This is a genomic window from Nocardioides sp. NPDC101246 (genome assembly GCF_044767415.1).
Lineage (GTDB): Bacteria > Actinomycetota > Actinomycetes > Propionibacteriales > Nocardioidaceae > Nocardioides.
On the sequence record NZ_JBIWNX010000001.1, the window covers coordinates 435008 to 449282 of the forward strand.

Consider the following 14275-nt stretch of genomic DNA (forward strand, 5'->3'; position numbering starts at 1 on the left):
CCCCGGACCGAACCCGCCCTGTGGATGGTGATCGGCCCGCCCAGCGGCCGTCTACGATGTGGCCATGACACGCATCGCTGCGTTCTTCGACCTCGACAAGACGATCATCGCGAGGTCGAGCACGCTTGCGTTCTCCAAGCACTTCCAGGCCGGCGGCCTGATCACCCGTGCGGCCATGATCCGCTCGGCCTACACACAGTTCGTCTACGTCGTCGGCGGTGCCGACCACGACCAGATGGAGAAGATGCGCAAGGCGCTCTCCGAGATGGTCACCGGATGGGACGTCGCGACCGTCAAGGAGATCGTCGCCGACACCCTCCACAACGTGGTCGACCCGCTCGTCTACGAGGAGGCCGTGCAGCTCATCGAGCAGCACCACGCGCAGGGCCACGACGTCATCATCGTCTCCGCCTCCGGCACCGAGCTGGTCGAGCCGATCGGCGCGATGCTCGGCGCCGACCACGTGGTCGCCACCCAGATGGAGATCGAGGACGGCCGCTACACCGGCGAGATCGCGCTCTACGCCTACCGCGAGGAGAAGGCCCGCGCGGTCCAGCAGCTGGCCGAGCGCTTCGGCTACGACCTCGAGAAGTCGTACGCCTACTCCGACTCCGTCACCGACATCCCCATGCTGGAGGAGGTCGGGCACGCGTTCGCGGTCAATCCCGACAAGGACCTCCGCAAGGCTGCCAAGGAACGCGGCTGGGACATCCTGGTCTTCAACAAGCCGGTAGCGCTGCGCAGCCGGGTGCTGACCCCGTCCACGCCGACCCTGGCCGCGCTGGCCGTCGGGGGCGCCGTCGCGATCGCCGGCGGCGTCATCTGGGCGGGCACGAAGCGCCGTCGTCTCGGCGCCTGACCGGATTCTGCAGAAGCGGCATCATCCTCCTCATCCTGCAGAATTTCCAGCCTTGAATCTGGCCGCCGATCAGCGTAGAAACAGAGGTGTAACAAGACGAACACGAGTGACAGGCACCCACGCGGCGATCCACCCATCTGATGGGGTGCTGTAGCCGGGGAGAAATCCCGGCGCAGTGACCAGACCTTGCACGCTTGGTAACCAGAAACACTCGTGTCAGCGGTGGCACCCGGTGCTCACAACCCACCGGGTGCCACCTGCTTTTGGATCTCCTACTCGGCCGCGTCCAGGCGCAGCGGCGAGGCTTCGGCTCCGGCGGCGAACGCCTCGGCCGCGTAGAGCAGCCACGAGTGCGCCCCCGCCTGACCACCCTCGCGGAAGCCACGCAGGTTCGACTCGTAGGCGGCTCGCAGCGCCAGATGGCCGGCCTCCGGCACGACCAGCGACTTCTCGTCCACGCCGCGCGCGACCAGGATGAGCCGCTCTGCGGCACGCGCGACCAGACCGTTGTGAGAAGCAAACGGAGCGGCAGTCGCCAGATCGGCGTGCACGAACGCCGCCACGACCAGCGCCGGCGCGGACGTCGGGGCGAGCAGCAGATCGGAGAGACGCCGCAACCGCTCGGCCGAGTCGGCAGAGCGCGGACGGCCCAGCTCCTCAGCCTCCAGCGCGGCCCCTGCCGCCAGCGCGTGCAGACGCGCGAACGCCTGCAACGGCGCGTGCTTCACCACCGGCACCAGCGAGAGCAGCTCGGTCGAGAGGCGCACCGCATCCTGCGCGATCGCGTCCCCACCGGAGTCGCGAACCTCGCCCAAGGACGACGAGGAGCCCTCCAGTACGGCAGAGGCGTGCGCACCGCGCAGCAGCGACTCGGCGGTGGTCTCCGGAGACGTACGCCGCAGTCCCCGGTCACGCAGCATCACGTCGATACCGTCACGAGCTGCGGCGAAGCCCGAGGCCACACCTTCGAGCGACACCAACCGGGCAAGCGGATCGTCCTTCACGCGTCAACCTTAAGCGCGCGTTACCCTGACCGAGATGACGGACCCAGCCAACCCCGATCCGGCACGCTCCTTCGGTGGCGTGGCGGACAGCTATGACCGCGGGCGCCCGTCCTACCCGGTGGATGCGGTGAAATGGCTGGTCGGCGAGGAGCCGTGCTCGGTCCTCGAGCTCGGGGCCGGCACCGGCAAGCTCACCGAGGTGCTGGTCGGCCTCGGCCACGACGTCTTCGCAACCGACCCGGACGACGCGATGCTCGACATCCTCTCCGAGAAGCTCCCGGACGTACGCGCCACCAGCGGCACCGCCGAGCAGATCCCGATCGGCGACAGCCTCTACGACGTGGTCGTCGTGGGCCAGGCGTTCCACTGGTTCGACCACGCCAAGGCGCTGGCGGAGATCGGGCGGGTGCTGCGTACGGACGGACGGCTCGCCGTGGTCCAGAACGAGCGTGACGAGCGGATCCCCTGGGTGCGCAAGCTGGGCAAGCTGATCGGCAAGCACGACGGCGGCTTCGACCCGACCCCGATCCTCGACGACTCCGGGCTCTTCTCCGCGGTCGAGGCCCAGGCCTTCCGGCACTGGCAGATCGTCGACCGCCACTCGATCCAGGACCTGGTCCAGTCGCGCTCCAACATCGCCACCCTCGAGCCGGAGGCCCAGGAGCAGAAGCGGCGCGAGGTGCTGGCCTTCTACAACGGCTACGGCCGCGGCATGGACGGCATGCAGCTGCCCTACAACTGCCACGCCTGGCGAGCGCAGGTGCTCCCGCACGCACAGGTCAAGCACACCGTCGAGGTCGTCGAGAAGGTCGACGAACCGGAGCAGACGGTGCCGCTGGCCAAGCGCACCGACACCGCCGTACGCCTCCCTCGCGTCATCACCGACCCCGAGAACGGCGACGACGACCTGCTCATCGACTTCCGGTGAGCGGGTCCCGCGGCCGCGTGGTGAGGGCGTCGCGCTGGGGATCGATCAGGTCGAAGCTCTGGATGACCCAGAAGATCGTGAAGCAGACCAGCAGCGAGACCTCGGTCGCCAGCAGCCAGTACGTCCAGCCGGTCAGGCCCAGCACGATGCCGGCCGCCAGCAGCACCACCATCGCCACGACCAGCGCCCAGTAGGTCTTGTCCAGCCGCGTACGCGCCTTGTCGGCCTCGCGCGCGATCTTCCGCACGCCCCAGTCGGTGTTGAGCACGACCGCCAGCGCGAACGGCGTGAAGGTGAAGATCGCGGCCAGCCCGTGCGCCTTCGTCGCGAAGCTCTCCTGGTCGATCAGCAGCCAGCCCACCCCGACAACCCATGCCCCCGCGACGGAGACCAGGCCGACGGCGCCCCAGCGCGAGGGCCAGGCCCCGTCGGCAGCTCGCTTGCGGAGCCCGAAGATCAGCACGACCACCCAGCCGATCGCCATCACCGCCAGATAGCTCCAGGCGTTGTTGACGATCGCGGCCTTGTCGATCTGCTGCCCGATCTCGGGCGTCGGCACGAAGCCGACCATCGGCGCCGAGAGCCCGGCGAGGTTGAGCGCGGTGTCCTCCGCGTCGGTGTAGCCCCGCAGCACCACCAGACACACGCCCAGCGCACACAGCACCGCGGTGAAGACCGGCCCCGCCGGGGTGTAGTAGTAGGACGAGATGGAGGTCTGCCACTCCCCGCTCGCGATCGTCTCGGCACCCACCGAGATCGCGAGCCCCGCGAGCAGACAGCACAGAGCGAAACGGACATAGCGGTACGTCGTCACCTCGGTCGTCATACGCCCGAAGGTAGCGGGATCCAGCCACCGTCGCGGCCGTATTCGGCAGCGCGTCCGAGACCCGCGCCAATCGTTCACGGAACAATGTCGATGAACGCGTAGCGTGACGTACGCCACATCGGATAACGTAAATCGAGCCCGGATCCCCGCCGGTTTCGATAAATCCTCCGTCGCTCCCTACGATGCGCGCGTGAAGATGACGATCAAGTGAAATCCTTCGCCCCGAGCCGACGACGCCTTGGGATGCGCCCACGGACGCGTTAGCGTCCGGACGAAGCCGCATATCTCTGCCGTAGCCCCACCACCATCACCGCTCGGGCGATGCCTCCTGCGGAAAAAGTGAGGTCGACATGTCCACCGTGACGTATCTCGAGGACGGCCCGTCCGTCCTCTCCCTGTACGAAGGTTTCTTCGCCGGTGGAGCCCGGATCCTGCACACCGCAGTCGTCCGCGCGCTCGACGCCACCACGCCTCAGCGACACAGCGTGCTGAGCCTCAGCGACCGCGTACAGCGCGAGTTCACCGCCCAGCGGATCTCCTCCGACAACTCCTACCGCCGCCTGACCTCGGCCGGCGTGCCGGTGCGGGCACTGAGACGTACGCCGACGGGCCCGATCACCACCAGCCAGCTCAGGCGCGTGGCGCAGTCGGTGGCGAAGGCCGACGTGGTGCTCTCCCTCAAGGAGCAGCCGCTCACGGTGCTGGGCAGGGTCGGCACCTCGGGCACCCCGCTGATCACCGCGCTGCACCGCTCCGACCCGGAGCACCAGGGAGCCGGTGTACAGGAGCTCATCGAGCTCGACCGAGCCGGGCTGCTGACCGCCGCGGTGTGCTGCGCGGAGTCGACCCAGCGGGCCTACCACGAGGCGACCGGGATCCCCCTCGAACGACTTCCGGTCTTCCCGAACGGCGTGGACCTCCACAAGTTCCGCACCGATGCCGAGCTGCGGGCGAGCAAACGCGCCGAGCTCGGTGTGAGCGGCGAGGAACCGGTCGTGATGATCGCGGCCCGCTTCGACGAGATGAAGAACATCCCGCTCTTCGTCCGGGCCGCGCGCCGGTTCGTCCAGGAGCACCCCGATGCCCATCTCGTCATGTGCGGCGCCGGGATGACCGCGGACAACCCGGCCTTCGCCCAGCTCATCACCGAGGAGCTCGGCGCGTGGCCGGCGCTGGAGACCAACCTCCACGCCCTCGGGATCCAGAGCCAGATGGCGCCGCTCTACAACGCCGCCGACCTGATCACGCTCACCTCGGCGTTCGGCGAGGCCGCCCCGCTGTGCCTGCTGGAGGGGATGGCCTGTGGCGCGGTCCCGGTGACCACGCCGGTCGGCGACGCTCCGGCGATGGTCGGCGACATCCGCCTGGTCTCGAGCTTCGACCCGGCCGAGATGGCCGAGTCCTGGAAGGCCGCCTTCGCCCAGCGCGAGGAGCACTTCGAGCGCATCTTCCGCAACCGGCAGCGCCTCTCCGAGCAGCGGCTCTTCGATGCGTACGCCCGGCTCATCAAGGACTCAGCCGACGCAGCCGTCATCCCGCTCGCGGTCTGAGCTCACCACTGTTGGTCGAGCCCGGCGAGCGCCAGTGAGCCGGTGTCGAGACCAACACGGTCCCCGAGCGCGGACGGGACCGTGTTGGTCTCGACACGCCTCCGCCTAGCGGCTCCGGCGGCTCGACCAGCGTGGCGAGTCAGTAGAGGCGTACGTCGTAGGCGTTGACGGCCTCGCGGACGGGCTGGAAGAAGGTGGTGCCGCCCGATTCGCAGTCACCGGAGCCGCCCGAGGTGATCCCGAGTGCGGTCGAGCCGGCGTAGAGGGGGCCTCCGGAGTCGCCCGACTCGGCACAGATGTCGGTCTGGATCATGCCGCGGACGGTGCCTGAATCGCGGTAGCGGACCGAGACGTCGAGCGCCTCGACCCGGCCGGAGTGCACGCCGGTGGAGGAGCCGTCGCGGGTGACCCGCTGGCCGACGCGGGCATCGCCGACGGAGTAGCCACCCTGGTGGGTCAGCGAGGTGTTGTCGTAGCGCACCAGCGCGTAGTCGTTGCCCGGGAAGCTCGACTTCACCGTCGGCCCGATCCGGGTGGTCCGACCGGAGTTGGTGTACCACGTCCCCACCTCTTCGGCGCAGTGGCCGGCGGTGAGGAAGTAGTGGGTGCCGCCGCTGCGTACGTTGAAGCCGACCGAGCACCGGAAGCCCGACCCGTAGATCGCGTCGCCGGCGCCGAGGAACGGCTTGAACTCGCCCTTGGCGCGCTTGATGGTGACCGCGTCGGCAGCAGCTCCGACGGTCTCGGTCAGCCTGCTCAGCGCGGACGCGGGGACGGTGGAGTCCGCGGTCACGACCACCTTGCCGGTGGCCTCGTCGGTGTACCAGGCGATGCCGGACAGCGCGGACCTGTTGACCGCGGCGTCGACGGCGGCGTAGGCGGCCGCCAGCCTCTTGGCTCCGACCCCGGTCTCCGCGGGCTCGGCGACCGCCGGCGTGGCCATGGCGGTAGCCGCCAGCCCTAGACCGACCGCTGCCGCGAGCAGACGGCTGCGTGACCTGGTGAACCTCATGCGTTCCTCCTGGGACGACCCAGGCGCCCGCCCCGGTAGCGCGCGCCACGTGCACGACCACCGCGATGTGCCCGAACACGATCACTGTGAGTATGTCGTTGTCGACACCCCAACGGCCAGTCGTCGGCAAAAAACTTTCGCAGTTCGACCAAAATTCGTACGCCGCGGAGCAAAGTGGCTCAAACCACCTCGCCCCGCGGCGTACCTGTGATTGATCAGTAGATGGTGGCGCCGTACACGCTGAGCGCCTCGGTCACCGGCTGGAAGAAGGTCGTTCCACCGGAGCTGCAGTTGCCACTGCCGCCGGAGGTCAGACCCAGCGCGGTCGAACCGGAGTAGAGCGCGCCGCCGGAGTCACCGGGCTCGGCGCACACGTTGGTCTGGATCAGGCCGCTGACGGTTCCCTCGGCGTAGCGGACGCTGGCGTTGACCGCCGTCACCGTGCCGGTGTGGACACCGGTGGTCGAACCGTCGCGGGTGACGCTCTGGCCGACCCGAGCGGTGCCCGCGGTGAAGCCACCGGACTTCGAGATGGTCGAGTTGTAACGGACGATGCCGTAGTCGTTGCCCGGGAAGCTCGAGCCCGCGGTCGAGCCGAGCAGCGTGCTCTGCGACGAGTTGGCGTACCAGGTCGAGACGTCGTTGGTGCAGTGGCCCGCGGTCAGGAAGTAGTCGGCCCCGCCGACCTTGACGTTGAAGCCGAGCGAGCAGCGGTAGCCGCCGCCGTAGATGGCGTCACCGGCACCGATGAGCGGGGTGAACTCGCCCTTGGTGTGCTTGACCGTGACCGCCTGGTCGCCCTGGCTGGTCTTCTCGGCCGCGGCCTCCTTGACCTCGGCGATCTCAGCCTTGGAGACGGTCTCGTCGACGGTGACGACGACCTTGTTGGTGGCCGGGTCGGTGTACCACGACGAGCCGACCGGGGCGGACTCGGCGACAGCCGACTTGACCGACGCGACCTCGGTCTTGCTGAACTCGGCGTCCGCGGCGGCTGCCGGGACGGCCACGGCGGCGGAGGCCGCGAGACCCACACCCGCGGCGAGCGCGGCGATCGTGCGGGGACGGAAGGTGGTGCGTTCGAACCTCATACGTCTCCTCCTGGGGGAAAGGCCCACGTGTTGCGGGCTTCTGCCCCCGAAACCACGGGTTTCGCTGTTTACCGGGGGCAGGTAACTGAGTTTCGTGTTCTTTCCTTTGCCTCGCACCACATTCGATTCCCCAAGAATCTGCATTGCAAAGACTCGTTCATCGAATCCTTGCAATGCAGCAACACGCGATTCCGCAGGGTTTTCGGCGCGGCCACGACAGCAGAGGATTGGGTAAGCATTGCCAACTTGTAGGTGCCCGGGTCCCCGGCCGCGTACGGTGGGTATCCGTGTTCATCTCGCTGCCCGAGCGGGGAATCGGGCGGGATTTCGTCCGTCTTCCATACCTTCGGCGTGGCGACCGTTGATAGATGGTAGACAAACCCCATGCCGTATCCGCCGCCCCCAGGCTCCCCCGGTTCGGGCGCGCCTGACGAGGAGCCGCAGAAGCAGCCTGCCCCTTTCGACTACAACGAGCGCCTGATCGGGCTCTCCGAGGAGATGGGCGGCAACCGACCGGCGTTCAACGCCCGCAAGGAGCGAGCCGGCCAGGGCGGGCCGCTGCGCCAGGTCCTGACCATCGCCGTCTCCCTCGCGCTCGTCGTCGTGTGCGGGGTGGTCGTCTACGCCCTCTTCACCCGCGGCGACGACGCGGCCACGACCGCCGGGGCACCGACCGCCAGCGACACGGCCTCGGCCGGCAGGACACCGAGCGGGTCGGCCAGCCAGGGCGGCGGAAGCTCCGACGTCAGCGGTGAGTCCAGCGGCAAGCCCGACTGGCCCGGGACCAGCTCCCCGGCCGACCCCGGCGACGGCGCCACCACCTCGCGTTCGACCATCGGCCCCGAACACCTCGCCAAGGCCGACGTCCCTCGCCCCTGGGAGTTCACCTACGGCGACGTCACCCTGAAGGCCCGCTACCTGAGCGGCAAGGACTACTCCGGCTGCAAGGCGACGCTCAAGCCCGCGATCCGCAGCCTCGGCTGCGACTACGCCGTGCGGGTCTCCTACAAGGCTCAGCGGGGCAACCTGCGGATGACGCACTTCATCTACGACTTCAGCACCGTCGAGGCCGCCGGCGAGGCCGCCAAGAAGATCGAGCCGCGGCACGTGATCCCGCCCGCGGAAGCCTCCCTGCCCGACTACACCCAGGGCTGGTTCAAGGTGAAGGACTACGGGAAGTACGTCGTCTACACCATGGTCACGGCCAGCGACGCCATCACGGAGGCCCAGGGCAAGGAGTACACCTCCTACGGCAACACCGACCTCGGCGCGGAGATCCTCTTCCGGATGTGAGCCCGGCTCACGGAGTCGCCTGGTCTCCTGATCAGGGGGAGGCTTCTTCCGTGGGCGACGGCTCTGCCGAGACGCCGCCGCCCTCGTTGGGCTGTGCCGACGGCTCGGCGCTCGAGTCCGTCGAGGCCGACGGCTCGGCGCTCGGCGTCTCCGTCGCCTCCGTCGTGGCCGTCTCGGATGGCTCGGCCGACTCCGAGGGCTCGGCGCTCGCGGACTCCTCGGGAGTCGCGGTGGCGCCCGGCGACGGGTCCTCGCCCTTCTTCTCGTCGCGCTTGTCGGAGCCGCCACCGGTCACCCGGGAGATCGTCGTGCTGCTGTCGCCATCGCCCACGATCGCGCTGACGCTGCGCCCGGCCACCAGCTCGAAGATCGTGATCGCGGCGACCACGACCACGAACATCGCCAGCGAGAGCAGGGCGATCCGCTTCCAGGGCAGCACCTTGAGGCGCTCGCGCCACGACGGCATCGGCTCAGCGTCGCCGCCCTCGGTGACATCGGCGACACCCGCCACCTCGGGCGCCTCGGCCACGGAGTCCGAAGCCTGCTCGGACACAGGATCCGAGCCGGCCCGTGCGCCGGCGAGCCCAGCAGACCGCCACCGGGCCAGGGCGTGGACGCTGACCACCTTCTCGTGACTCTTCGCGAGCCACTGGGAGTAGAGGTTGGTGCCGATCGTCGCCGCGACGCTGCCGACCGCCGCCCCGACGAGGGTGCCGACGGCACCGAGCGTGGAGAGCAGCACGGCCGAGGTGACAGCAGCAAGGGCACCCGCGGTGGTCGCGAGCCAGTCGATGCGGGCCGGTTTCGTTCCTCGGGTCTCGACGGAGGGCGGGGTGTCGCTCATTTGGCCCAGATTAACTCGCGAACCGACGCTACCGGCACCAACTTGACGGAGATCACCCCTGGCTCAGGTCACGCTCCAGAGCCGCTGCGCCGGACATCAGGGTGGCGACGACGCTCGGCAGGGACTCCTTGTCGTAGCGGACGCTGGGCATCGAGATCGACATCCCGGCGACGACGTCGCCCGCGGAACCACGGACCGGAACTCCGACCGCGACCACGCCACGCTCGGAGCGGCCGTCGTTGAACGCGAAGCCGTTGCGGCGTACGCGCTCGAGCTCGGTACGCAGCGCCTCGACGTCCGGGCGGTCGGCCAGGTGGTCGGCGTACCTCTCCCGGGAGTAGATCGAGGCGAGCTCGTCCTCGGAGATCTGGGCCAGGAGCAGGAGGCCGGCGGTGGTGCGGTGGGCGGGGAAGACCATGCCCTCGCGGGAGCCGACCTTGAGCGACTGGGGCGACTCGACCGAGGCGATGAAGCGGCAGGTGTCGCCGGCACGCACGGCGACGTTGGCGGACTCGCCGAGCAGGTCGACCAGGCGCTGCAGATGCGGCATCGCCACCTGGCGGAGCCGGGACGCGGTCGAGCGGGAGTGGGCGGCCAGCTCCAGCACGGGTCCGGCCCGGTAGACCTTGTCCTCGTCCTGGACCGCGAAGTCGCGGTAGACCAGCATCGCCAGCAGCCGGTGGGCGGTGGAGCGGGCCACGTCGAGCCGAGCCGCTGCCTCCGAAACGGTCAAGCGGCCTTCGAGCTGAAGGATCGCCGCCAGCTTGAGCGCGTGGTCGACGCTGGTGATCGCATACGGGGGCCGTGTCTTGAGCGGCTTGTCCATCCCACCTCTTCCTGATCACACCAAACCAAGCACCTATCGCTCGGCTCCGCAGGAGATTGACCGAGCCTGTCGTTCTTTAGAACAGAATTATTCGTTCTTTCACGCCTGGAACCAGCACTCTGTGACCATGAACACCACGCCCGCGCCCACCACGTCCGCCTCGCCGGTGAGGCTGAAGGCAGTCGAGGCCGAGGACCAGCCCACCGTCTCGCCCGCGCTCGAAGCCCTCTATCGCGGCTTCGAGCAGGAGCTCCTGGTCCCGCTGTGGACCGAGATCGGCGACCTGATGCCTGCCCACCCGCGCAGCCGCGCCGTCCCCCACCTGTGGAAGTGGGAGAACCTCCTACGCCTGGCCGGGCAGGCCGGCGAGATCGTGCCCGTCGGCCGTGGCGGCGAGCGCCGCGCGATCGCGCTGGCCAACCCGTCCCTCGGTGGCCGCCCGTTCGCGACACCGACGCTGTGGGCCGCGATCCAGTACCTCATGCCCGGCGAGGACGCTCCCGAGCACCGCCACACCCAGCACGCCTTCCGCTTCGTCGTCGAGGGCTCGGGCGTGTGGACAGTCGTCGGCGGAGATGCGGTGCCGATGAACCGCGGCGACTTCCTCCCCCAGGCCGGCTGGAACATGCACGCCCACCACAACGCGACCTCCGAGCCGATGGCCTGGATCGACGGCCTCGACATCCCGTTCCAGTACGCCACCGAGTCCCAGTTCTTCGAGTTCGGCCGCGACGAGATCTCCGAGACCGAGCGGACCACGCCCGACCTCTCCCGCTCCGAGCGGCTGTGGGGCCACCCGGGCCTCTCGCCGGTCGCGGTCACGCACACCGCCCCCGGCAGCCCGCTGCTCTCGTACAAGTGGGAGTTCACCGACCGGGCCCTCGCCGACCAGCTCGCGCTCGAGAAGGAGGGCTACGGCGGCACCGTCGAGCCCGGCCACGCGGCGGTCCGCTACACCAACCCGGCCACCGGCGGGGACGTACTGCCGACGATGCGCGCCGAGTTCCACCGCATCGCCACCGGCGTCGAGACCGCGCCGCTGCGCGAGACCGGGTCCAGCGTCTACCAGGTCTTCGACGGCTCCGGCGTCGTCACCGTGGGTACGAAGTCCTGGACCGTGTCCCGCGGCGACCTGTTCGTGGTTCCCTCGTGGGAGCCGTTCTCGGCCAGATCCGAGGCGGGCGCGTCGGACTCGGACTCCGGCGCACTCGACCTCTTCCGCTTCTCCGACGCACCCGTCTTCGAAGCACTCCGGCTCAACCGCACCCAGAAGGACTCCTGATGCCCAAGTTCGCCACCATCCGCACCGCAGACGGCACCCGCGGGGTCCGACTCGACGGTGATCAGCTCGTCGACCTCGGCTACCCCGACCTGGGCGCGTACCTGGCCGCTGGTGCGCCCGACCTGCCTGGCGGCTCGGTGACCTACCCGGTCGAGGCGGCCGACTTCGCGCCGGTCGTCCTGCAGCCCAGCAAGGTCGTCTGCGTGGGGCTCAACTACCGCAGCCACATCGAGGAGATGGGCCGTGACCTGCCCGAGTACCCGGTGCTGTTCGCGAAGTTCGCCGACACCCTGACCGGCGCGAACGACCCGGTGACCAAGCCGGCCGAGACCGAGCAGCTCGACTGGGAGTGCGAGCTGACCATCGTGATCGGCTCGACCGTGCGCCATGCGGACGAGGAGCAGGCCGTCGCCGCGATCGCCGGCTTCACCGCCGCCAACGACTACTCGGTCCGCGACTGGCAGTTCCGCACCCGCGAGTGGCTGCAGGGCAAGATGTGGGAGGCCACCACGCCCGTCGGCCCCTACGTCGTCACCCCCGACGAGCTGCCCGGCGGCGTACGCCCGGAGCTGGCCACGCGGCTGACCGTCGACGGCGTCGAGAAGCAGAGCGCGAACACCTCCGACCTGCTCTTCGACCCGGTCGCCCTGGTTCGGTACGTCTCCACGATCACCACGCTGCGCCCCGGTGACCTGATCCTCACCGGCACCAACGGCGGGGTCGGGCACGCCCGCTCGCCGCAGGAGTTCCTGTGGGGCGGCGAGACCGTCGAGATCACCGTCGAGGGGATCGGCACCCTCACCAACACGATCGTGAAGGGCTGACCGCGATGTCCGTCCTGATCGGCACCACCCCGACGCGTACGTTCGTCGACGCCCGCCGCTGGGTCACCGAGGGCACCGCTCTGCTGACCGGCGGCGTCGACGGCCTCTCCGTCGCCGATTTCGACGCCGACTCGCAGCTGCCGGGCTGGACTCGCAAGCACCTGGTCGGCCACGTCGCCGCCAACGCCGACGCCCTCGGCAACCTCCTCTCCTGGGCGGAGACCGGCGTCGAGAAGCGGATGTACGCCTCCCCCGAGCAGCGCAACGCCGACATCGAGGCGGCCGCGACCCGTCCGGCCGAGGAGCTCCGCGCCTGGTATCTCCGCGGCGTCGGGGAGCTCGAGGCGGCCATGGACCGGCTGAGCCCCGAGCAGTGGGACCACGAGGTGATCACCGCGCAGCTGGTCACCCGCAAGGCGAGCGACGTCCCCTGGATGCGCGCCCGCGAGGTCTTCGTCCACGCCGTCGACCTCGGCGTCGGGATCACCTTCGCGGACCTGCCCGACGACTTCCTGCTCGCCCTCGCCGGCGAGATCCGCGCGAAGCGGGGCCTGACCGACGACGACCTGCGCGGCGTCACGGGCTCGCTGCCGGAGGTCGCCGCCTGGCTCGCCGGGCGGCCGCACGGCCTCGTCGACGCACCGGAGCTGGGACCGTGGCTGTGACGCGCCCATCGGCCGAGGCGACCGACGTGATCATCGTCGGCGGCGGCATCGGCGGGCTCTCCGCGGCGTACTCCCTGGCCCGTCAGGGCCTGCGGGTCCGGGTGCTGGAGCAGGCGTCCGCCTTCGGCGAGGTGGGTGCGGGCATCCAGCTCGCGCCCAACTGCACGCGCATCCTCGACGACTACGGGCTCCTGGATGAGGCCCGGTCGCTCGGGGTCGTCCCGGAGGCGATGGTGATGCGGGACGCGGTCTCCGGCGAGGAGCTGACCCGGCTCGACCTGCGCGACATGGAGGAGCGCTACGGCTACCCCTACCTGGTGATCCACCGCTCCGACCTGCACGCGATGTTCCTGCGGGCGGCCTCGCAGGCGGGCGTCGAGCTGGTCACGAACGCGAAGATCGTCGACTACACGGCCGGCTCGGACGAGGCGACCGTCCACCTCGAGGACGGCTCGACCCAGACCGCGCCGTTCGTGATCGCGGCCGACGGTCTGCACTCCCCCGCCCGCTACAAGTTCGTCGGCGACCAGCCGGTCTCCTCGGCGTACGTCGCCTATCGCGGCACCATGCCGACCGACTCCGGGCGTGGGGCCGAGGTCGACCTCGCCGAGGTCGTCGTGCACATCGGCCCGGACTGCCACTTCGTCCACTACGGCCTGCGCGGCGGCGAGCTGCTCAACCAGGTCGCCGTCTTCGAGTCGCCCAAGGCGCTCGCGGGCGAGGAGGACTGGGGCACGCCGGACGAGCTCGACGCCGCCTTCTCCGCCACCACCCCGTTCATCCAGGACGGACTGGCGCAGATGTGGCGCGACAAGTGGTGGCGGATGTACGACCGCGACCCGATCGACCAGTGGGTCCACGGCCGCGTCGCGCTTCTCGGCGACTCCGCGCACCCCCCGCTGCAGTACATCGCCCAGGGCGCCATCATGGCCATCGAGGACGGCTGGGTGCTCGGCGAGCACGTCCAGCGCCTCCGCGCCGAGGACGGCTCGGTCGACTGGGACCGTGCGCTCACGGCCTACCAGGCCGTACGTCCCGAGCACTGCCGCCGCGTCGTGGAGACCTCCCGCGCATGGGGTGTGCTCTGGCACCTCGACGGGCGTCCCCGCGAGCAGCGCAACGCGCTCCTCCGGGCACGGGAGACCGGCGACTACTCGATGATCGACTGGCTCTACTCCACGACCGCGCTGTGGCCGGAGGACGAGCCCGAGATGTTCCGGCCGATCCCGCTCGGGACCGCGGACGCGTCCCTGGTCTGAGTCTGGTCCGGGCCT

14 protein-coding genes are annotated in these 14275 nt (G+C 69.7%); 8 read left to right on the top strand and 6 right to left on the bottom strand.

What is annotated here, in order from left to right; all coding sequences use genetic code 11:
• Window positions 1-64 precede the first annotated feature (64 nt).
• Window positions 65-859, top strand: a complete 795-nt coding sequence (locus ACIRON_RS02065; protein ID WP_402988286.1) for an HAD family hydrolase — start codon at window positions 65-67, stop codon at window positions 857-859.
• 272 nt (window positions 860-1131) lie between these two features.
• On the opposite strand, the gene ACIRON_RS02070 is transcribed toward ACIRON_RS02065, so the two are convergent.
• On the bottom strand, window positions 1132-1863 hold the full coding sequence (locus ACIRON_RS02070; RefSeq protein WP_402988289.1) for an oxidoreductase: 732 nt from the start codon (window positions 1861-1863) through the stop codon (window positions 1132-1134).
• A 34-nt stretch (window positions 1864-1897) separates the two neighbouring features.
• On the opposite strand from ACIRON_RS02070, the gene ACIRON_RS02075 reads away from it, so the two are divergent.
• Window positions 1898-2791 (top strand): class I SAM-dependent methyltransferase, encoded by an 894-nt coding sequence (locus ACIRON_RS02075; RefSeq protein WP_402988292.1) that lies wholly within the window; start codon window positions 1898-1900, stop codon window positions 2789-2791.
• On the opposite strand, the gene ACIRON_RS02080 is transcribed toward ACIRON_RS02075, so the two are convergent.
• Window positions 2775-3617 (bottom strand): hypothetical protein, encoded by an 843-nt coding sequence (locus ACIRON_RS02080; protein WP_402988295.1) that lies wholly within the window; start codon window positions 3615-3617, stop codon window positions 2775-2777. The two genes, ACIRON_RS02075 and ACIRON_RS02080, sit on opposite strands and share 17 nt — an antisense overlap.
• A 350-nt stretch (window positions 3618-3967) precedes the next feature.
• Here ACIRON_RS02080 and ACIRON_RS02085 point away from each other — a divergent pair, with 350 nt between their 5' ends.
• Window positions 3968-5167: a glycosyltransferase gene (locus ACIRON_RS02085; RefSeq protein ID WP_402988297.1), complete on the top strand. Its 1200-nt coding sequence runs from the start codon at window positions 3968-3970 to the stop codon at window positions 5165-5167.
• A gap of 139 nt (window positions 5168-5306) precedes the next feature.
• Here ACIRON_RS02085 and ACIRON_RS02090 read toward each other — a convergent pair whose 3' ends face one another.
• Window positions 5307-6179, bottom strand: coding sequence for a S1 family peptidase (locus ACIRON_RS02090; RefSeq protein ID WP_402988300.1), 873 nt, complete (start codon window positions 6177-6179; stop codon window positions 5307-5309).
• 215 nt (window positions 6180-6394) lie between these two features.
• The gene (locus ACIRON_RS02095) at window positions 6395-7267 is read right to left on the bottom strand and encodes a S1 family peptidase (protein ID WP_402988303.1); all 873 of its coding nucleotides are present in this window, start codon (window positions 7265-7267) and stop codon (window positions 6395-6397) included.
• 384 nt (window positions 7268-7651) lie between these two features.
• On the opposite strand from ACIRON_RS02095, the gene ACIRON_RS02100 reads away from it, so the two are divergent.
• Window positions 7652-8560, top strand: a complete 909-nt coding sequence (locus tag ACIRON_RS02100; protein WP_402988306.1) for a hypothetical protein — start codon at window positions 7652-7654, stop codon at window positions 8558-8560.
• 31 nt (window positions 8561-8591) lie between these two features.
• Here the strand turns inward: ACIRON_RS02100 and ACIRON_RS02105 are convergent, their stop codons facing one another.
• Entirely contained in the window at window positions 8592-9404 is an 813-nt protein-coding gene (locus ACIRON_RS02105) for a hypothetical protein (protein WP_402988309.1), read from the bottom strand.
• Window positions 9405-9456: 52 nt separating this feature from the next.
• Window positions 9457-10230, bottom strand: a complete 774-nt coding sequence (locus ACIRON_RS02110) for an IclR family transcriptional regulator (RefSeq protein WP_091044706.1) — start codon at window positions 10228-10230, stop codon at window positions 9457-9459.
• Between the two features lie 127 nt (window positions 10231-10357).
• Here ACIRON_RS02110 and ACIRON_RS02115 point away from each other — a divergent pair, with 127 nt between their 5' ends.
• From ACIRON_RS02115 to ACIRON_RS02130, 4 genes are read left to right on the top strand one after another with little or no spacing between them, the layout of a single operon-like run.
• Window positions 10358-11512, top strand: coding sequence for a cupin domain-containing protein (locus tag ACIRON_RS02115; RefSeq protein ID WP_402988313.1), 1155 nt, complete (start codon window positions 10358-10360; stop codon window positions 11510-11512).
• Window positions 11512-12336 carry a fumarylacetoacetate hydrolase family protein gene (locus ACIRON_RS02120; protein WP_402988315.1) on the top strand — a complete coding sequence of 275 codons (825 nt, stop codon included), beginning with the start codon at window positions 11512-11514 and terminating at the stop codon, window positions 12334-12336. Before ACIRON_RS02115 ends, ACIRON_RS02120 begins: the two co-directional genes overlap by 1 nt.
• Before the next feature lie 5 nt (window positions 12337-12341).
• Window positions 12342-13001, top strand: coding sequence for a maleylpyruvate isomerase family mycothiol-dependent enzyme (locus ACIRON_RS02125; protein WP_402988318.1), 660 nt, complete (start codon window positions 12342-12344; stop codon window positions 12999-13001).
• Window positions 12998-14260: an FAD-dependent oxidoreductase gene (locus ACIRON_RS02130; RefSeq protein WP_402988320.1), complete on the top strand. Its 1263-nt coding sequence runs from the start codon at window positions 12998-13000 to the stop codon at window positions 14258-14260. The genes ACIRON_RS02125 and ACIRON_RS02130 overlap by 4 nt, the downstream gene beginning before the upstream one ends.
• Window positions 14261-14275: the final 15 nt, after the last annotated feature.

Coding starts and splice junctions, on each gene's coding strand:
- ACIRON_RS02090 (WP_402988300.1), bottom strand. CDS start 6,179: ATGAGGTTCACCAGGTCACGCAGCCGTCTGCTCGCGGCAGCGGTCGGT.
- ACIRON_RS02105 (WP_402988309.1), bottom strand. CDS start 9,404: ATGAGCGACACCCCGCCCTCCGTCGAGACCCGAGGAACGAAACCGGCC.
- ACIRON_RS02100 (WP_402988306.1), top strand. CDS start 7,652: ATGCCGTATCCGCCGCCCCCAGGCTCCCCCGGTTCGGGCGCGCCTGAC.
- ACIRON_RS02080 (WP_402988295.1), bottom strand. CDS start 3,617: ATGACGACCGAGGTGACGACGTACCGCTATGTCCGTTTCGCTCTGTGC.
- ACIRON_RS02125 (WP_402988318.1), top strand. CDS start 12,342: ATGTCCGTCCTGATCGGCACCACCCCGACGCGTACGTTCGTCGACGCC.
- ACIRON_RS02095 (WP_402988303.1), bottom strand. CDS start 7,267: ATGAGGTTCGAACGCACCACCTTCCGTCCCCGCACGATCGCCGCGCTC.
- ACIRON_RS02120 (WP_402988315.1), top strand. CDS start 11,512: ATGCCCAAGTTCGCCACCATCCGCACCGCAGACGGCACCCGCGGGGTC.
- ACIRON_RS02115 (WP_402988313.1), top strand. CDS start 10,358: ATGAACACCACGCCCGCGCCCACCACGTCCGCCTCGCCGGTGAGGCTG.
- ACIRON_RS02065 (WP_402988286.1), top strand. CDS start 65: ATGACACGCATCGCTGCGTTCTTCGACCTCGACAAGACGATCATCGCG.
- ACIRON_RS02085 (WP_402988297.1), top strand. CDS start 3,968: ATGTCCACCGTGACGTATCTCGAGGACGGCCCGTCCGTCCTCTCCCTG.
- ACIRON_RS02110 (WP_091044706.1), bottom strand. CDS start 10,230: ATGGACAAGCCGCTCAAGACACGGCCCCCGTATGCGATCACCAGCGTC.
- ACIRON_RS02075 (WP_402988292.1), top strand. CDS start 1,898: ATGACGGACCCAGCCAACCCCGATCCGGCACGCTCCTTCGGTGGCGTG.